13 protein-coding genes and 3 tRNA genes are annotated in these 19134 nt (G+C 35.0%); 5 read left to right on the forward strand and 11 right to left on the reverse strand.

What is annotated here, in order from left to right; translation table 11 throughout:
• Positions 1-26: 26 nt before the first annotated feature.
• From JMA43_RS06580 to JMA43_RS06590, 3 genes are all read right to left on the reverse strand, one after another.
• Positions 27-1598: a PepSY-associated TM helix domain-containing protein gene (locus JMA43_RS06580; protein ID WP_342155671.1), complete on the reverse strand. Its 1572-nt coding sequence runs from the start codon at positions 1596-1598 to the stop codon at positions 27-29.
• Positions 1599-1606: 8 nt separating this feature from the next.
• On the reverse strand, positions 1607-1900 hold the full coding sequence (locus tag JMA43_RS06585; RefSeq protein ID WP_342155672.1) for a hypothetical protein: 294 nt from the start codon (positions 1898-1900) through the stop codon (positions 1607-1609).
• 340 nt (positions 1901-2240) lie between these two features.
• Positions 2241-3296: an NAD(P)/FAD-dependent oxidoreductase gene (locus JMA43_RS06590; RefSeq protein ID WP_342155673.1), complete on the reverse strand. Its 1056-nt coding sequence runs from the start codon at positions 3294-3296 to the stop codon at positions 2241-2243.
• A gap of 330 nt (positions 3297-3626) precedes the next feature.
• Between JMA43_RS06590 and JMA43_RS06595 the strand changes: the two genes are divergently transcribed.
• The gene (locus JMA43_RS06595) at positions 3627-4628 is read left to right on the forward strand and encodes a helix-turn-helix transcriptional regulator (RefSeq protein WP_342155675.1); all 1002 of its coding nucleotides are present in this window, start codon (positions 3627-3629) and stop codon (positions 4626-4628) included.
• Here JMA43_RS06595 and JMA43_RS06600 read toward each other — a convergent pair.
• The 5 genes from JMA43_RS06600 to JMA43_RS06620 all read right to left on the reverse strand — a co-directional run bounded on the left by JMA43_RS06600 (position 4606) and on the right by JMA43_RS06620 (position 7634).
• The gene (locus JMA43_RS06600; protein WP_342155677.1) at positions 4606-5064 is read right to left on the reverse strand and encodes a COG2426 family protein; all 459 of its coding nucleotides are present in this window, start codon (positions 5062-5064) and stop codon (positions 4606-4608) included. The two genes, JMA43_RS06595 and JMA43_RS06600, sit on opposite strands and share 23 nt — an antisense overlap.
• Before the next feature lie 99 nt (positions 5065-5163).
• A tRNA-Arg gene (locus JMA43_RS06605) sits at positions 5164-5237 on the reverse strand.
• 5 nt (positions 5238-5242) lie between these two features.
• A tRNA-Pro gene (locus JMA43_RS06610) sits at positions 5243-5320 on the reverse strand.
• A gap of 48 nt (positions 5321-5368) precedes the next feature.
• Positions 5369-5452, reverse strand: a tRNA-Ser gene (locus JMA43_RS06615).
• Positions 5453-5585: 133 nt separating this feature from the next.
• Positions 5586-7634: an HD family phosphohydrolase gene (locus JMA43_RS06620; RefSeq protein WP_342155679.1), complete on the reverse strand. Its 2049-nt coding sequence runs from the start codon at positions 7632-7634 to the stop codon at positions 5586-5588.
• Positions 7635-8115: 481 nt separating this feature from the next.
• On the opposite strand from JMA43_RS06620, the gene JMA43_RS06625 reads away from it, so the two are divergent.
• Both JMA43_RS06625 and JMA43_RS06630 read left to right on the forward strand, forming a co-directional pair.
• Positions 8116-9291 carry an acetyl-CoA C-acyltransferase gene (locus JMA43_RS06625; protein ID WP_342155681.1) on the forward strand — a complete coding sequence of 392 codons (1176 nt, stop codon included), beginning with the start codon at positions 8116-8118 and terminating at the stop codon, positions 9289-9291.
• A 27-nt stretch (positions 9292-9318) separates the two neighbouring features.
• Positions 9319-10068: a C40 family peptidase gene (locus JMA43_RS06630; protein WP_342155683.1), complete on the forward strand. Its 750-nt coding sequence runs from the start codon at positions 9319-9321 to the stop codon at positions 10066-10068.
• A gap of 47 nt (positions 10069-10115) precedes the next feature.
• Here the strand turns inward: JMA43_RS06630 and mgrA are convergent, their stop codons facing one another.
• Positions 10116-11114, reverse strand: coding sequence for an L-glyceraldehyde 3-phosphate reductase (gene mgrA, locus JMA43_RS06635; RefSeq protein WP_342155685.1), 999 nt, complete (start codon positions 11112-11114; stop codon positions 10116-10118).
• A gap of 174 nt (positions 11115-11288) precedes the next feature.
• Here mgrA and JMA43_RS06640 point away from each other — a divergent pair, with 174 nt between their 5' ends.
• Positions 11289-12482: an LETM1-related biofilm-associated protein gene (locus tag JMA43_RS06640; RefSeq protein ID WP_342155687.1), complete on the forward strand. Its 1194-nt coding sequence runs from the start codon at positions 11289-11291 to the stop codon at positions 12480-12482.
• Positions 12483-12774: 292 nt separating this feature from the next.
• On the opposite strand, the gene JMA43_RS06645 is transcribed toward JMA43_RS06640, so the two are convergent.
• Positions 12775-14160, reverse strand: a complete 1386-nt coding sequence (locus JMA43_RS06645) for a pyridoxal phosphate-dependent decarboxylase family protein (RefSeq protein ID WP_342155689.1) — start codon at positions 14158-14160, stop codon at positions 12775-12777.
• A 148-nt stretch (positions 14161-14308) separates the two neighbouring features.
• The gene (gene bshC / locus JMA43_RS06650; protein WP_342155691.1) at positions 14309-15922 is read right to left on the reverse strand and encodes a bacillithiol biosynthesis cysteine-adding enzyme BshC; all 1614 of its coding nucleotides are present in this window, start codon (positions 15920-15922) and stop codon (positions 14309-14311) included.
• Positions 15923-16558: 636 nt separating this feature from the next.
• On the opposite strand from bshC, the gene JMA43_RS06655 reads away from it, so the two are divergent.
• The gene (locus tag JMA43_RS06655) at positions 16559-18994 is read left to right on the forward strand and encodes a M14 family metallopeptidase (RefSeq protein ID WP_342155692.1); all 2436 of its coding nucleotides are present in this window, start codon (positions 16559-16561) and stop codon (positions 18992-18994) included.
• Positions 18995-19134 lie beyond the last annotated feature (140 nt).

A 19134-nucleotide genomic window follows, 5' to 3' on the forward strand; every position in this document is an offset into this window, starting at 1 on the left:
GGAATAATTCTGTGCGTAATGCGTTTCTATTTTCGCTTGAGTTTTAGTAATACAGCGAAAGAAAGTATCGCTACAATTATCCAGAAAAGATCGATAACCAAAATTTGAGAATATCCGTGTGAATACGAAACCCATGGCCAATTTCCTGTTTTAATTCCATTTGCAATTGGAATAAACAAACTAAACACAGCCCCCGTTATTAAACATACTTTATTGGTAAAGTAATTGCTTCTTTTTAGTAGCAATAACACTCCAATAATTAACCAAGTCCAGAAGAAAGTTCGGTTTATAAAACTCATTCGAACACCTTCAAAATCGTCTGCAAATAATTTTACAAGGATAAATGTAAGTGCCGTAGCAGGAAACAAACTTAGCATACTCGACATGTACACACGCACAAGCCAATTATTGAAATGCTTTTTACGAGGTTCTAAATTCTTTTTATCGCGAGCAACCAACCAAATCAAAACTCCAGAGATGATTACAAAACATGTTATAAACCCAAGAATTAGATAAATAAATTTCATTGCATACCCGCCATAATCCCCAAAGTGCAAGCGTTTGATAACATCGTTAGCACCTTCTACATATGAAATGTTATTGTACGGATCTTTTTCACTAACCAAAGAATTATCTTCTACTTTAAAAGTTTGGTAACCAGTCCCTACAAAACCATCAGTATATTTTGGTGAACCCATTACCTGAACGTGCATGTTTTCGTTTCCGTAGTTAAAAATTTTAAAACCATTAATGTTAAGCGACGGCCACTTTTCTTTTGTAGTTTTAATAAACTCGTTAACATTAAACTCTTTCGTTAACGGATCTCCAAAATAGTCATAAGTCTCTAGAGCAGGCACTTCAATAACTTTTTGCATTTCTTGTGCATTGTCATTGAAAAGAAACTTTTGCATAGGCGGCAACATCACCATATACCCAACAATTAAAAATGCTCCTGTAACTGCAAAAATAAATTGATAAGGCAAACCAATAACTCCTAATGCAACATGCGCATCTGTCCAAATTGTTTTGAGTTTTGCTTTGGGACGAAATACATAAAAACTCGATACTATTTTATTCCAATGCACCAAAACACCTGTAACTACAGCAAATAAGAAAAAGAAAGCTACTAAACCTGCTAAGAAATATCCTGAACGCCCAAAAAAGTTAAGCTGAGCAAAGAAATGCAATCGATAAAAAAACTCTCCCAACGAATACCCAGATGCATAGTCGGATTTAGTATAATTATCCATGTCCATGTAGAAAAAGCCTCTACGACGACCTCCACCTTTTTTAGTTTCAATGGTAGTGTCTTTAGGCTGCGTCATAAACACACTAATTCTACGTTCAAAAAAACGTTGAGAAAAAGTAATATCTCTGCTATAAAGAGTGTCTTCTGTTTTTAATTTCTGAAGCGCAGCATCAAAATCTATATGCTCAAAATAACCTTTTTCAATAGGTTCGTTACGTTCCCAAGCATTAATCTCATCTCTTAAAAATGATACAGAACCCGTAAAAAATATGAGATACAATAAAGCACTTATAAAAATACCACTGATTGTATGCGTATGAAATAGAATGTTATAAATTCTGTTAGACATGAAAAAAATTATAAAGTATTAATATTATTATTGAAGAAAACAATGAGCCCTAACACAACAGAAATCGCGAAGTAAATTCCCCATATTTTCCATCCGCTTTTGGCTAAAAAAGCTACAATCATTAATGCCGCCCAAACGATAAAGCCCATATAGCGAACCGTAAATATCATAGATGCAGTATCAAAATAAATTGCCAAAACCATATGTAGTGCCTCTGTAATTACAAAACCACCGATAAAGCCTGCTGTAATTTTTAAAAATCGTTGTAAAGGAGATGATAAATGTTTTTTATTAGCTGGCATATTTTAGATATTTATTTCAAGTAAAATTGATAGTACGGCTATAATTAGTAGACTTTTAGTTGAGAAGAATTTAGTCGGACTTATTAAAACAATTAAACTTCCGAAAGTCATTAACACCACAAAAAATGAAAAGATACCACTTCCAAAACCTAACACAATTAGCTCTAAAACCAAGCCAATGAGCAAGCAAAAACCTCCTATTAACTTTGATTTTGAAGGATTGTCTTTTCCCCACTTATATACATTTAACGAACTTGTATAAACAGATCTTTGAGAGGTGATGTACAAAAAGTAAAACCCCATAAAGACAAAAAAAACAGACAATGACAGCATATAATAATTACTTAATACTTTTTACCACTTCTTTTTTAGCTTCCTTTTTAGTGCCATCAAAACCTTGTACGCCACCAACTGTGGTGTATTTCATGATGTACTTTTTATCTGGAAAAATACGTTGGTATGCACTCTGGCACATTACCGCAGCTTCGTGGAATCCAGATAAAATCAGTTTTAATTTTCCAGGATATGTATTTACATCGCCAATGGCGTAAATTCCAGGAATATTAGTTGCGTAATCGTATGAATTATCTACTTTGATGGCATTCTTTTCAATCTCTAATCCCCAATTGGCTATCGGTCCTAATTTTGGTGACAATCCAAATAGCGGAATAAAATTATCAACCTCCACATGCGATTCTCCATCTTTTAAATGTTTCACCGTTACGGCCTCCAATTTTCCATCGCCATGCAACTGTGTTACTTCTGCTTCGGTAATAAGTTCTATCTTTCCTTTTTTAGATAACTCTGCTACTTTTTCTACGGAATCCAAAGCACCTCTAAACTCGTTTCTACGATGAACCAAGTACACTTCCGAAGCTACATCTGCTAAGAAAATAGACCAATCTAAAGCGGAATCTCCTCCTCCTGCAATTAATACTTTTTTATCGCGATATACTTCTGGGTCTTTGATAATGTATGCCACGCCGTTATCTTCAAACTGCTCGATGTTGTCGATTTGTGGTTTACGAGGCTCAAAACTTCCTAAACCTCCAGCAATTACAACTACTGGCGCGTGGTGTTTTGTCCCTTTATTTGTTGTAACAATAAAAGTTTCGTCTTCCAACTTTTCAATCGTTTCGGCACGTTCTCCCAACGTATAAGTTGGCTCAAACGATTTTATTTGCTCTAAGAGATTGGTTACCAAATCGCCCGCCAATACTTCTGGAAAACCAGGAATATCGTAAATTGGCTTTTTCGGATAAATCTCAGAACATTGTCCTCCAGGTTGTGGTAATGCATCAATTAAATGACATTTCAGCTTCAACAATCCTGCTTCAAAAACGGTAAATAATCCTGTGGGACCCGCCCCAATAATCAGTATATCTGTTTTAATCATAATCTTAAAATATAATTTAAAAATAGGCTTATTAAGACTAATTTTAAATAATGCAAATGTATTTTATTCAATGCTAATACACCTACGCAATACGGAACGCTTTATACGCAATACGGAAAAAATAAAATTCAGAACGAAACTTAAATCACAAAAGTCATTTTAGACAATCCTAGTCTATTGCTAATGTTACAGATACATGAGCTACATCTCATAAACAGAATTTATAAGTTAATAAAAAACTAATATTTTATTTAGATTAATTTTAAATAATTACTTTTGTAGAAGAAACCACCCGACTTAAACAAAGTCAAAACCCACTGATTAAGAAAAATGAAAGTTCTTGAAATATACAAAAGCAGTCTAAACCCTACAGATTTTAACTGCGGAAAAAGAAACGTTACGGAGGATGCAAAAACCGCTATCGAAACCACTACTATTTTTGATGAAAAATCTATAAAAGGCTGGTTTAAAGAACTTACATATACAGAATTTAAAATTGGTGTTAGCGAGTTTGATGTAAACAAAGAAGAACTTCAACTGGTTTGTAATTACACAGACAGTGTTATTGAAATGATTTTCATAATTAGAGGGAACTCAAAAGTGTATTTCAACCAATCCAACAACAGTCAGCAGTTCACAAGCAAAACCCACAATTTATTTCATTGCAAGAATAATAAAACGGAGATAAAGTTTAAAGACACCAAATCTGAGTTTTTAATAATTGAGCTGAACACTAAATTTTTTAAAGATTTAATTCCTTCCGAAGGAAACTTTGAAGATTTTATACAACTTATAGAAACCAATAAAACAGGTTGCATTAAATGTGAGAATAACACGATTAATTCTGCCATGCAATTAATCATTGACGATATAAAAGATTTACCAAAAGAAGGCACCTACAGAAAGCTATTTTTACACGCTAAAGTGCTTGAGTTGTTATTGCTTCAGCTGGAACAGTACAATTTAACTTCTTCAGAAAAAAATAAAGTTATATCGGAATCCGATTTAATTAAAATCGAAAAAGCTAAGCAATACCTGCTAAAAAACTACAAAACGCCAATTACAATCCAACGACTAGCAAAAACGGTTGGAACGAATGAATTCACCTTAAAGAAAGGCTTCAAAACGCTGTATGGAGAAACGGTATTTGGATGTATTAACAACCTAAAAATGAACAAAGCCAAACGATTGCTTGAAGAAGACGGCAGCACAATAAGTCAGGTTTCCGAAGTAATAGGCTACAAAAACCCGCAGCACTTTTCTACAGCTTTTAAAAAGAAGTTTGGTGTTGCGCCAAGCGAATTCAAACTTAGTTCATTCCATGGTAAGTAGCCATTGTCATTGCCATTACCATCACACACGAAAAGAAAATCCCAATAGTATTGGCTAAAAAAGCTTGCTTGTATGGCATCCCAAATAAGTACGAAGCAATACTCCCTGCGTAAACTCCTGTTCCTGGAACTGGTAGCATTACGAATAAAATAATACCCCAAAATCCGAACTTTTTAATATTTGAGCCTGCTCCATTTTTTACACGACGTGCAACTTTAAGCGCCGTACGTTTATAAAAACCCCAACGAAGTAAATACCTATTTAAATAATCTAAAAAGAAAGTCATAACAGGAAACACCAATACATTTGCCGCAAAACAAGCCACAAAAGCCACATACATGTTTACGCCATTAAACACAGCGTAAGGAATACCCACTTTTGCTTCTCCAAAAGGGGAAATACTCCAAAGCATTGCTATTAATATATCTATAATCACTCTTTTTTATTTAGGATCTAAACTTCTTTAAACTGAAAAACGGCTGGAAAATTATATTAAAAACAAAAAAGTCTTACTAAAACTAGTAAGACTTTCAAGTGATCGCGCCAGGATTCGAACCTGGGACCGTCTGCTTAGAAGGCAGATGCTCTATCCAACTGAGCTACGCGACCTAATTTGGTCGGGGTGGCAGGATTCGAACCTGCGACCTCCGCGTCCCAAACGCGGCGCGATAACCGGGCTACGCTACACCCCGATGGCTATCTATAACAATTGCAAAAACAATTATTATTTTATAAAAAAGCGGAGAGACAGGGACTCGAACCCTGGCGACAGTTACCCGTCGACAGATTAGCAATCTGCTCCGTTACCACTCCGGCACCTCTCCTAATTCTTTAATATCTTTATGAACACACAACCTTAAATTGCGGATGCAAATGTAATAGTTCGCTTAGAACAATGCAACTATTTTTAAAATTATTTTCAAACTATTTAATACGCTCCTAAAAACCAACAAAATACTATTCTGGATATTCTATTCGTAAATGATAAATGTTGGTTAATTTTTGCTTCAACACCTTTTTTATCGACTGAATTTCTTTGAACGTTATGTTCGCATTTAAAAATTGGTCTTCTTCAATTTGCTTGTTTATAATTTTATCGACAAACTGATTAATCATTGAAAAAGTCGGATTCTTCAAACTCTTTGAAGCCGCTTCAACTGAGTCGGCCATCATTAAAATTGCTGTTTCTTTTGAATATGGAATTGGACCAGGATATTGAAAGTCTTCCTTATTTACCATCTCATCAACTTCCGAAGCTTTCTTATAAAAATAATAAACCAACGAAGTACCGTGGTGTGTTCGGATAAAATCAATTACACGGTCGGGTAAATTGTTCTTCTTAGCAAGTTCTATTCCTTCAATAACATGGTTGATAATAATTTTGGCGCTTTCTACTGGAGACAATTCGTTATGCGGATTCAAACTTGTGGTTTGATTTTCGGTAAAATACGCAGGATTGTTCATCTTCCCAATATCGTGATACAAAGCCCCTACCCTTACCAACATTGAATTTGCACCGATTTCATTGGCTGCCGCCTCAGCTAAATTGGCAACTTGTAAAGAGTGATGGAATGTACCTGGCGCTTTATCTGAAAGTTCTTTTAATAGTTTTGAATTGGTATCTGAAAGTTCTAATAAAGACACATCGGACACTAATGAGAATAGTTTTTCGTATATATAAATTAACGGAAACGCTGCCAAGGTTGCCAATCCGTTTAACACAAACAGTCCGAAAGTTACCCAATGAAGCGAATCGAAATTTCCTTCATGAATAATATAAAAAGCAAAATAAGCTATAATGTAAACCAACGTAATTTGCGCCACAGAAATAAACAAATTAGCTCGTTTGTGCAATTCTGAAATAGTTTGAATGGTTACAATTCCGGCGATAATCTGTAAAAACACATACTCAAAACTATTGGGAACTATAAAGCCTAATAAAAGTACGGTGAGCACATGTGTAAAAAGTCCTAATCGAGGGTCGAAAAATGCTTTTAAAATTAATGGCATGATACACAACGGAACCACATAGACGTATTGCACATTGAATTTCACCACGGTGGTGGTTAAAAATATCATCACCAAAATATTAAAGAATATAAAGGTTACTTTATTGTTGTTTACAAATACATCTGGACGGTATTTTTGTAAAAACAACAACAACATAAAGAGCGTTAAACCTACTAAAATTGTGTATCCAAAAACAATCCAATTGTAATTGTTTTCATTCCATAATTTAGATTGATATTCTTTACGAAGCGAATTTAAAATATTGTATTTTTCACCTTCAACAACTTCTCCTTTTGCAACAATTCTTTTTCCTTTGTCGATATTTCCTCGAGTAGAAGTTACCATTCGCAACTCTCGCTCCAATGTTTTTTGGGTTAAACCTTCATCAAAAAACACATTGGGCTGAATTACATCAAAGTAAATACTGCTGTATAAATCTTTATACTCCTCAAGGTTGTTGTTTTCAATAAACCCACTAATGAGTTGGTCTAACTGACTTAGTTTTACAAAATTTCCGAACAGAATAGTTTTCTCTTCATTCCCTTTTACAACGTTTACCACTTTATCAGCATTGTAATCGTTGCTATTTTGCACTACACCCTTTTCGTAAATTGTTTCTAGCAGTTCTTTCCCGAAGGACTTTAATTTTTCAAGTGTCTTCTCATTATAATCTTCCGAAGAAAAATAAGAAGAAAACTTTTCATCAAACCCATTAAAAACAGCGTCTTTAACAGCATCTTCATACCTAAAATAGTCTGGATGATTTGCTTTTATAGCAGCTTTATCATCTTTAATTTCGGCATCCGTTTTATAAATTGCAAAGTCAAATGGCGCATACAAGGTTTCGTATTGCCAAAGTTTTCCCTTCTGAAAATCGTACTTAAACTTCCCTCCTTTTGGAAACATGTACACAACGAGAACAATGGTGGCAATAAATAAAAAGCCTTTGTAAATTAAAGATTGATTTTTATAAAGATTGTCTAAAAAATGCTTCATCCATTAGGTATTGATATTCAAATGTAACAAAAAATAGTGTCCTTATTGTTATTTATTAAAAACGAACTTTTTATGTTTATCTTTTTAATTTAACTAAATTCGCAACAACAAAACGGTCTTATTCTATTGCTTTTGTAATTGAAAGAATAAAAATATAATTGTCCGCAGTCTGTCATAATGCACTGTCACCTCGAGCGTAGTCGAGAGGTTACTTGGCTTAACAAGATTTAAATAGGGTCTCGACTACGCTCGACCTGACATTTTAATCTTGGTATGATACATCACGGATATTGGCATTCAAAATAAAAATGAATAGTTTTTTATTTTTTTCTGAATAGAATAAAGTTGTGATTAACTACCTCGAAGCAAGATTTTGAGGGATAAAATAATCGCCTTTTGACTGATGCTGTTTCGGTTAACTGAAACCAAAAGTGAAATAGCAAAATTCAATCAGACCGATTAAACAAATAAATTAGAATAGATGAAAAAAGTAGTAATAGTTTCGGCTGCACGTACACCAATTGGGAGCTTTTTAGGAACACTCTCATCAATTCCAGCCCCAAAATTAGGCGCTATTGCCATAAAAGGAGCTTTAGAAAAGATAAACTTAGACCCAGCGTTAGTGGACGAAGTTTTAATGGGAAATGTAGTACAAGCTGGCGAAGGGCAAGCGCCTGCACGCCAGGCCGCTATTTATGCAGGAATTCCAAATACGGTGCCTTGCACTACTGTAAATAAAGTTTGCGCAAGCGGAATGAAAACCGTTATGCAAGCTGCTCAAGCTATTGCTCTTGGCGATGCTTCGATTGTTGTTGCTGGAGGAATGGAAAACATGAGTTCTATTCCGCACTATGTGCATATGAGAAACGGGGTGAAATTTGGTCCTGGAAAGATGGAAGACGGACTCCAAAAAGATGGTCTTGTTGATGCTTACGACCAAAATGCAATGGGAGTTTGTGCAGATGCTTGTGCTACCGAATATGAGTTTTCAAGAGAAGACCAAGATGCATACGCCATTCAATCGTACCAACGTTCAGCAAAAGCATGGGAAGAAGGAAAATTTGACAACGAAGTGGTTCCTGTGGAGGTTCCTCAACGTCGTGGCGATGCCATTGTTTTTAAAGAAGACGAAGAGTACAAAAACGTAAAATTAGATAAAATCCCAGCTTTAAGACCCGCTTTTAGTAAAGACGGAACGGTTACAGCTGCCAATGCCTCTACAATTAATGATGGTGCAGGTGCTGTAATTTTAATGAGTGAAGAAAAAGCGCAAGAACTCGGTGTAAAACCGCTTGCTACTATTTTAAGTTATGCTGATGCTGCGCAAGAACCAAAATGGTTTACTACAGCTCCAGCAAAAGCATTGCCAAAAGCATTGGCAAAAGCAAACTTAACATTAAACGATATTGATTTTTTCGAATTCAATGAAGCTTTTTCGGTTGTTGGTTTGGCAAACATGAAAATTTTAGGTCTTACCGATAAAAATGTAAACGTAAACGGAGGTGCTGTTTCTTTGGGGCACCCGCTTGGATGCTCTGGAGTTAGAATTTTAATAACTTTACTCAGCGTTTTAGAGCAAAATAACGCCAAAAAAGGAGCCGCAGCTATTTGTAATGGCGGCGGAGGTGCTTCTGCAATTGTTATCGAAAGAAATTAATTTGCTATTTAAATCAACATCAACTAAATGCAATACGGAATTTGCCATTTAAGTATTGTTCCTTTACGAAACGAACCCCAACATACTGGAGAGTTAACCTCTCAGGTACTTTATGGGGAACATTTTAAAGTACTAGAACGAAGAAAACATTGGAGTAAAATTCGACTAGCCTTTGATAATTACGAAGGTTGGATTGAAAATGTTCAGTACCAACTTATTGATGAATTGCTGTATGAAACCATCAGTAAAGAAACAATTGTGCTTTCGGCAGATTTAGTTGAGTTTATTTTTGATCAGCAAAACAACTTACTTCCTATCCCAATGGGATGCAATGTAAATGCTATTGCACACTTACAGACTAATTTTGAAGGGGAAACAAAGCAAGGTATTCTTCCAAAAGAAGCACTTATTGAAACCTCTTTTTTATACCTCAACACACCATATTTATGGGGTGGTAAAACTCCATTCGGGATTGATAGTTCTGGACTTGCACAAATGGTTTACAAACTGAATGGTTATAAACTTCCACGCGATGCTGCACAGCAAGCAAAACAAGGTGAAGCCCTAAGTTTTATAGAAGAAAGCGAACCTGGAGATCTTGCATTTTTTGATGATGATGAAGGAAATATTGTGCATGTAGGTATAATTATGAAAGATAACTACATTATCCACGCACACGGTAAAGTGAGAATTGATCGTTTAGACCATACCGGAATTTTTAATGTAGATTCTAAAACACATACACACAAATTAAGAGTCATAAAAAAAATAGTGTAGCCATAACAACTACACTATTTTTTTATTTTGTTGTATCTAGACTTTTACTATTTACCCAAAATAATTTCATCTATCATGGTGAGTTCGTCTTTTGTAAAACTTAAGTTTTTCAAAGCTTCGATATTATCTTTTAACTGAGAAACTCTACTAACCCCAATCAACACCGAAGTTACACGTTCATCCTTTAGAAGCCAAGCAATAGCCATTTGCGCCAAACTTTGCCCTCTATTTTCTGCAATATCATGAAGCGCTTTAATTTTAGAAACCAACTCCGCATTAATTTGTGAAGCATCCAAATACCCTCCTTCGATCGCTGCACGCGAATCTGCAGGAATTCCTTTTAAGTATTTAGACGTTAAAATTCCTTGCTCTAAAGGAGAAAATACAATACTTCCTATTCCTGTTTCAGTTAACGCATCCAAGAGTCCGTTTTCAACCCAACGATCCAACATATTATAGCGAGGTTGATGAATTAAAAAAGGTGTTCCTTGTGCCTTTAAAATTTTAGCTGCTTTTTTAGTGTCTTCGGCATTGTATTGTGATATTCCAACATACAAAGCTTTTCCTTGTCGCACAATTTGGTCGAGTGCTCCCATAGTTTCTTCCAAAGGCGTTTCTGGATCCGGACGATGATGATAAAAAATATCAACATAATCCAATTTCATGCGCTTTAAAGATTGATCTAAACTCGAAATTAAATACTTACGCGAACCAAAGTTTCCGTAAGGTCCAGGCCACATATCCCAACCTGCTTTGGTTGAAATTAAAAGTTCGTCTCTATACTTTTTAAAATCGCGTTTAAATATTTTTCCAAAATTCTTTTCAGCAGAACCATACGGAGGTCCGTAATTATTTGCCAAGTCGAAGTGTGTAATTCCGTTATCAAAAGCTGTTCGAAGTATTTCAGCTGCATTGTCAAAGTCGTCGTTATCACCAAAGTTATGCCATAATCCTAACGAAAGTAAAGGTAAATCAATCCCGCTTTTACCGCATCTTCGGTATTGCATTTGTTCGTATCTATTTACTTCTGGCTTGTATTTTTTCATGTGTTGATTTATTAAAATTAAATAGGTCGACTTTCAGTAATCACCTTTAAAATTATAAAGTAATAAAATATATTTTAACTAAAAAAAGACTTCCCAAAATTACATAAGAATCCTAACTCCTATTGGTTGTTTTTATAATATCTATTGTATTTTTACATAAGAAATTTTCATACAATGAACCCTTCTGCCCAAGGTTGGATAAATAAATTTGCATCGCTTACAAAAAGTAAAAAAAACTTGTACACCACTAGTAAAATGTTGTACAACAAACTTCGTGAAATTGGTTTTGTTTACGGTGCCAATGTAGCTACGTTTGAGCAACTTACTACCGCAAACGATTTATCGGAAGACGAGTTGGCAAAGCTTAACTTATTTGCTGCCTTACACAACACTTTTTACATCTATAACCCAGACGCTACTTTTGAGGAATTTCTTCAGCATTTAATTTCATTTTACGAACAATTAGAAGCTGAAAAACTATCTTTTTTCGAAACTTTTTTTGCTGAAAAAAGAAATGCATTCCGACTTGAAAAAATCATACACGAGCGGGTTTACATCTTAGACAATATCTTAACAAAAAACTTCAATAAACTACTTACAAACTCTTTACTTTACATCGATATTTTGGTGTATGAAAAATACATCAAAGGCGAAAGTAATTTGCGGAACTACGCTCAAGAAATCGAACTCATTTTAATCAATCTTGCGCTGCACGCCATCAGTACAAAACAAGAGAAGAACGAAAACGACAAGCAATTATTAAAACTGTTACAAGCTTCTCTTTTTTACAATAAAATAGATGAAAGTAAATTTGATGGCAGTTACCGCATTTTACTCAAAAAGGATTTTTCTGAACTTGAAAAAATGTACTTTTTAGATATGGTTTGCCTTTCTGCTTGGGAAGATCACTCTATAAATTATCAGGAATCTGAGTTTATCTTCGGAACAGGTAAAGACCTTAAAATTGACGAAAACTATATTACTGAAGCGGTTTTACATGTTGGTAACTTTTTTGAAAAATATAAAGATGAAGTTTCGCTATTTAAAAATGCAAACCCCGTTAAACAGTTTTTTGACAACTCACACACGCTTGTAAAAAAACTAATTACACGGAATAGCAAACGGTTAAAAAAAGAATTGTTAGGGAGTAAAGAGTTATTGGTACTTCTTGGAAAATCTACAACTACAGATCTCACTGCCGAAGAACGAAAAAAAATAAAAGAACAGTTGTTAGACATTTTTAAAACCATTCCATCTCTAGCTATTTTTGCTTTACCTGGAGGCGCTATTTTATTACCTATTTTTATAAAGTTAATTCCTAAAATGCTCCCTTCTGCTTTTGATGATAATCGAGTTGATGAAGTATAAAAAAGTCCGTTAAAGTATCTTTTAACGGACTTTTTTATTTGAATTATTTTTAATAAAAGTATTATTTAATAAGTTTTCATTTTTGTCTTGACACAAAAACGAAACAAAAAAGTCAAGACTGATTAAAAAAGCATAAAAAATTCTACGGAACCACCCACCACAGATAAAAAGAACTCGCTGCGCTCAAACAGCTTTTTATCTTTCCCCCTAACTGCTTCCTTGATTTTCAAAACTTTTTTAATAGGTCAGTTTTTGTCTATAATAATATCCTTGCTATTCAATTTGAATTAAACTATTCTATAGAAGCGGGTTTCATGGTATCCAAAATAGCGCGAATATCGGCTTCTGTTGTATCTGGATTTATAAAGCAAAAACGAGCCACAGTTTCAAAACTGTCACCAGTTTTCCATTTTGTTGGTGTAACCAAAGCAAAACCATCACGATGATTTTTGTAGGTCCAGTTTCGATAATCGTCTGGCGTCCATCCTTTTCTTCTGAATAAAACACACGACAAACTTGGCTCTCTTACCAACTCCACATGTTCGTTTTCAGTAATAATTCTACCAGCTAACTTCGCTAGATTTAAACCTTCTTCTACAGCCCATTTGTACTTATCGGTTCCGTGCATTGCCAACGAAAACCACAAAGGTAATCCTCGTACACGACGTGTTAATTGTATTTGGTAATCTGAAGGGTTGAAACCTTGCGCACCTTCATCTTTAAAAATATCTAAATACGAACCTTCTTGTGAATGCGCTTGTCTTGCCAACTCCGGATTCTTATAAATAATTGCACCACAATCGTATGGAGAAAACAACCATTTATGCGGATCGATGGTAATACTATCGGCACGTTCGATACCGTTAAAAAGGTGTCGAACCGAATCGGCTGCTAGTGCTCCACCACCGTAAGCGGCATCTACGTGAAACCACAAATTTTCTTGCTCGCAAATTGTAGCAATTCCATCAAGGTCGTCTATAATTCCAGCATTGGTCGTCCCTCCTGTTCCTACAACTGCAAATAAACGCTTACGTTCGTGTGCCGTAAGTGCGTTAAGTTTGTTTTGTAAATCATCTTTAGTCATACAGTCTTCCGTATCGATAAGCATCACATCAGCATCGATAACCTTTGCCATCGATTTTACTGAAGAATGCGCTCCAATCGAAGTAATTATGAGTCCTTTTTCACCAACATTCGATTCGTCTTTTCGCCAATTCTCACGAGCAGTCACCATTGCCGAAAGGTTTGCAGCTGTACCGCCACTGGTAAAAACACCAAAAGCACCCTCTGGAAGTCCTGTTAAAGAAACAAGCCATTTCATAGCTTCATTTTCACAGAAAATTCCACCTGCACCTTCCATCCAATAAGCTCCGTGAATACTAGATGCTGATGTTACCAAATCGAACATAATAGAAGCCCTCGTCGGTGAGGCTGGCACAAAAGCCAAATGTCTTGGATGATCAATTGGCACCGTTGCTTTGATAAGAACATCTTTAAAAAGTTGAAAAGCCTTTTCGCCTCCAATCCCTTTTTCGGTAACGGTCTCTCCTACTAATGCTTTTAATTCTTCTTCCTTTTTGGGTTTTCCTAATTCTGGGGAAATCATTGTGATTCTGTTCAATGCATATTTCATGACATCGAGCGTCATTTCAACAGAATCCATATCTATATTGTGCATAAAAAATCTCTTTTTTGCAAAGGTACGGTTTTGTTCTGTTTTGAGTAGAATTTACGGTTTATAAAGACTTGAAAAACTAAACAAACCCGCATAACGGCAGGAAAATAACAACCAACTTAAAAAGTAACTTCTTTAAATTTTCAAATTCTTACAAAGTTACAATAACAAAATCTTGACGAAGTGGATCTAAAGATTCAAACAACGTATCGATAAAAGTAGTTCCGTAAGCATCAAACACATTGGCAAAATTCTCGGTTCGCTCTTGTAATGATTCGTTTGGAAATAATTCGTTTTGAATTTCGGTAATTCGAGATACATGCTCAGAAAGTTTCTTCTTCTGAGCTTTTAAAAGTCGTTTTTCTAAATGCTCCAATCCTTTAAGTTGCTTTACTTCTTGGGCTTTTACAGCACCAAAAAAAGACTTGTCGGTTAATTCTGCTAATCGATACATCTCTTGAAACTGAGCCACCAAATGTTCTTTTTGTGCATCAAAATTAATATCGATATTACTTATTTCTCTTACTTTTCGGTTGATGAAAGAGTGTCTTTTTAAGAACAATTGTTCAAAAGTTATATTTAATTTATCGAGTTTTTGAGCTTGTTTTTCTGTAACTATCAATGCTGAGTTACGCAATAACAACATTGGGAAAGGCACTGAAACACTTTCGAAAAAGCTTTTTAGTTCTAGCCAATATGCGAGCTCTCCACCACCGCCTATGTAACACAAATTTGGAAGTATTACTTCTTGATACAAAGGACGCGTCATTACATTGGGTGAAAATCGTTCGGGATGTGTTTGTAAATGTGCTTTCAGTTCGTCTTTTGTCCATGAAATAGTGGTCTCATTTACTTGAAATTTCCCGTCGATTTCTACAATTCGCTCTCGCAAACCTTCGTCTAAATAAAACAAATTAATGGCTCGCGGATTTACTTGTATTTTATATAAAGTATCTACTTCATTTAACTTTTCAATTGTTTTACTAACCGCTGTTTGAGAAGTCTGTTCAAACAATTCGTTTTCCATAAACGGAATAAAAAGTTGCTTCAAGCTTTTATCGGCTCCATCAATAATTACCAGTCCGCGTTGCCCAAAAAGTTTATTTGCCAAAAATCGTGTGGCATCGGTAAGATTATCATGTTGCAAATAAGCTTCTTTAAACCATTGCTTTAACGTTTCTGCATTGGCTCCAATTCCTAACTCCTGACTAAAGAGTTCAAAAACTTGCTCTAACCCTTTGGTTGGCAACTCGCCCACTGCTCCTCCAACTTCTTTGGTTTCTGGCCCTTTCCATTGAAATTTCTTTCCGTGGAAATTAAAGTAATTAATCTCTTCAAAGTCATGGTCTTCGGTTGCCATCCAATAAACAGGCACAAAGTGTGAATCTGGATAAGTCTCTTGAAGTTGTTTTGCTAAATTAATGGTGCTTATAATTTTGTATAAAAAATACAGCGGTCCTGTAAATAAATTTAACTGATGCCCCGTAACAATTGTAAAAGTATTTTCTGCGGATAATGCCGAAATATGTGTTTGGGTAGCCTCAGATGTTTCTACATTTTGGTATTGTGCTTGTAAAACCGAAACCAATATTTCACGATGCTTTTTAGGGAAAGAAGCTTTCTTTTCTTCGATTTGCGCTTTAAAATTCTCGAGCTTCGGAAAACGATTATAAAATGGTTTTAACGCGTCTTTTTCGCTAAGATAATCGCAAATAAGGTTTGAAAAATATCCTGTTTCTTTAAATGAAATATAGTTTGTTGGCATCGTTGTTTTTTCAATATAATACACGCAATTTAAAGTTGAATTTACACTTTTTAGCGCATTTGTGTTGTAGGTATTTGTTGTTTTATTTTGCAAATAGTTGCGCTAGGGATTGAAGCGACATCCTATTTTGCTCTTGCATCTGTCTATTACAATATAGTTTCCTTACGGTTACCGCTTTTTTAATTGATAAAAATATAGCAAAATAGATACAGCGAAAAGCCCGACCCAAAATTATGAAATTTCATAATTTTTGGGAAGCGCCCAAATTAAATTGTAAATATAAAGTGAAGTGCTGTTTTTAATGCTAAAATTTAGTTAATTCGATTTTTTAAGTCATACATAAGTAAATGCTGTAATTCTGAATAGTATCATTTTCATTTTTGTCTTGACACAAAAACGAAACAAAAAAGTCAAGACTGATTAAAAAAGCATGAAAAAATCTACGGAACCATCCACCATAGATAAAAAGAACTCGCTTCGCTCAAACAGCTTTTTATCTCTCACCCCTACTGCTTCCTTGATTTTCAAAACTTTTTTAATAGGTCAATTCGATAAATTTTTATAAGTCTTTTGAAATCATATTAATTAATGTAATTAATTTATCTTCGCTGTATACTCAACTTTTAGTTAATCGCTATGAAATATCGGTTTTTTGCCACCCTACTTTTAATTTCTCTTTGCACTTTTGCGCAAAATATACAATCGCCTTCTGAATTTTTAGGATACGAACTGGGAACCAATTTCACAAGGCACCATCGAGTGGTTGCATACTACAAATACTTGGCGGAACAACTGCCAAACATGGTGCAACTTAAAAGTTACGGAAGCACCTATGAAGGTCGTAAATTGTTGGTTGCTTTTGTTTCGACTGCTGAAAACATACACAATTTAGAAGAAATAAAACAAGAGCATTTAAAGAGTTTGGAAGGAAAATCGGCTTCGGAAATTGCACTTGTTTGGATGAGTTACAATGTGCATGGAAATGAAGCGGTAAGTACGGAAGCTTCGATGAAAACGATATACGAACTTCTGACGACTCAAAAAGATTGGTTAAAAAACACCGTGCTTATATTTAATCCGTGTATGAATCCAGATGGTCGCGACCGCTACGTAAATTGGTACTACAATTACAAAAACACTCCTTTTACAGTTGATAAAAACTCAAAAGAACACAACGAGCCTTGGCTTTCTGGTCGTCCTAACCACTATATGTTTGACTTAAACAGAGATTGGGCTTGGGTAACACAAAAGGAGAGTCAGCAATACGTACCGCTTTACAACGAGTGGCTTCCGCATATTCATGTAGATTTTCATGAACAAAGCATGGACAGTCCTTACTATTTTGCTCCTGCTTCGGAACCTATGCATGAAGTAATTACCAAATGGCAACGCAATTTTCAGACGGAAATTGGAAAGAATCACGCTTCCTACTTTGATAATAATGGGTGGTTGTATTTTACCAAAGAAGAGTTTGATTTACTCTACCCAAGCTATGGCGACACGTATCCAATTTACAATGGAGCTATCGGAATGACCTACGAACAAGGTGGTAGCGGAAGAGCTGGACTTGCAGTTAAAACGGCTAATGGCGATACGCTAACACTTAAAAATAGAATAGAGCACCACTTTACTACTGGAATTTCGACGGTTGAAATGGCTTCTAAAAATGCTAAAAAACTCAACGAAGAACTCAATGATTTTTATACGGAAAAGAACTATGAATACAACAGTTATGTGCTCGCTGGAAATGTGGACAAACTCTCTATGTTGACCAAACTGCTCGATGTACATAAAATTTCGTACGGTTTTACCTCAGAAAAAATAAAAGGCTTTGATTATAAAAGTAAGAAAACAGCAACTCTCGATAATAACGACCAAAAATTGGTAATAAGTACCAATCAGCCAAAATCTACGTTGATTACGGTTTTATTTGAGCCCGAAACTATGCTTACCGACTCGCTTACCTACGATATTACGGCGTGGTCGCTTCCTTACGCTTATGGATTGGATGCTGTGGCAACAAAAAATATTATTACTACGGAAACCGATAAATTATTTGTTCCTGCTTTTACTTTTGAAGAGAATTCGTATGCCTATGTTACCGATTGGAACAGTATGGACGATGCGCGCTTTTTAACTGATTTATTACAAAAAAATATTCGTGTAAGATACACCAAAGAACCTTTTAGTATAAATGAAACACAATTTAAAAGCGGAAGTTTAATCGTTCGAAATAGTGATAATTCAACTGTAAAAAACTTTTCAAACACTTTAAAAACAATAGCCGAAAAACACCATAAAATACTTACTAGCACAACTACGGGTTTTGTTAATAAAGGGAAAGATTTTGGTTCGGGAAGTGTTGATTTAATCTCAAAACCTACAGTTGCCCTACTTTCTGGCGGAAAAGTTTCTACTTTAAATTTTGGAGAAGTATGGCACTTTTTTGAACAGCAACTTCACTATCCCGTTACAGTTTTAGATGCAACGTATTTTAGTAATATTGACATAGATGCGTATGATATTTTAATTCTTCCTGAAACAAGTTCATTAAAAGAAGAACAGCTAAGAAAAATAAAAACTTGGATTAAAGATGGAGGGAAGCTTATTGCAATTGGCAAGGCAAATAAAAGTTTAGCTTCGGATGATGATTTTTCAATTTCATTAAAAGAAGATGAAGAAAACGATAGTATTTCTAAACCTAAAAGTTATGCTTTAAGTGCCCGAAATTATATACAAAACCTCATTACAGGAGCAATTTATAAAGCGAAAGTAGATACTACACATCCGTTGGCTTTTGGATATACAGATACCTATTACAGCATGAAACTTAACGGAGACGCCTACAACTATTTAACTACTAAAAACGCTGTTTACCTTGAAAACACAAGTGCTCCTTTATCTGGATTTGCAGGAGTTAATGCACAGAAAAAGCAACCGAATAGTGTTGTATTTGGCACAGAGAAAGTCGGAAAAGGTACAGTGGTGTATTTTGTAGACAATCCTCTTTTTAGAGGTTTTTGGGAAAATGGAAAGCTATTTTTTGTAAATGCATTATTTATGGTTGAATAGCAAAACTACATCCGAAATAAATACAAAACACAACTTTTCTGTGTAATCGTTACACAAGCTTCGGTTCGTTTACACGCCTTTTACACAACACGCAAAATCAGTATAAAAACACAACTTACTGATTGTTAGCTAAAAATAAG

This window comes from Joostella sp. CR20, assembly GCF_038433465.1.
GTDB lineage: Bacteria > Bacteroidota > Bacteroidia > Flavobacteriales > Flavobacteriaceae > Galbibacter.

Coding starts and splice junctions, on each gene's coding strand:
- JMA43_RS06580 (WP_342155671.1), bottom strand. CDS start 1,598: ATGTCTAACAGAATTTATAACATTCTATTTCATACGCATACAATCAGT.
- JMA43_RS06585 (WP_342155672.1), bottom strand. CDS start 1,900: ATGCCAGCTAATAAAAAACATTTATCATCTCCTTTACAACGATTTTTA.
- JMA43_RS06590 (WP_342155673.1), bottom strand. CDS start 3,296: ATGATTAAAACAGATATACTGATTATTGGGGCGGGTCCCACAGGATTA.
- JMA43_RS06595 (WP_342155675.1), top strand. CDS start 3,627: ATGAAAGTTCTTGAAATATACAAAAGCAGTCTAAACCCTACAGATTTT.
- JMA43_RS06620 (WP_342155679.1), bottom strand. CDS start 7,634: ATGAAGCATTTTTTAGACAATCTTTATAAAAATCAATCTTTAATTTAC.
- JMA43_RS06625 (WP_342155681.1), top strand. CDS start 8,116: ATGAAAAAAGTAGTAATAGTTTCGGCTGCACGTACACCAATTGGGAGC.
- JMA43_RS06630 (WP_342155683.1), top strand. CDS start 9,319: ATGCAATACGGAATTTGCCATTTAAGTATTGTTCCTTTACGAAACGAA.
- mgrA (WP_342155685.1), bottom strand. CDS start 11,114: ATGAAAAAATACAAGCCAGAAGTAAATAGATACGAACAAATGCAATAC.
- JMA43_RS06640 (WP_342155687.1), top strand. CDS start 11,289: ATGAACCCTTCTGCCCAAGGTTGGATAAATAAATTTGCATCGCTTACA.
- JMA43_RS06645 (WP_342155689.1), bottom strand. CDS start 14,160: ATGCACAATATAGATATGGATTCTGTTGAAATGACGCTCGATGTCATG.
- bshC (WP_342155691.1), bottom strand. CDS start 15,922: ATGCCAACAAACTATATTTCATTTAAAGAAACAGGATATTTTTCAAAC.
- JMA43_RS06655 (WP_342155692.1), top strand. CDS start 16,559: ATGAAATATCGGTTTTTTGCCACCCTACTTTTAATTTCTCTTTGCACT.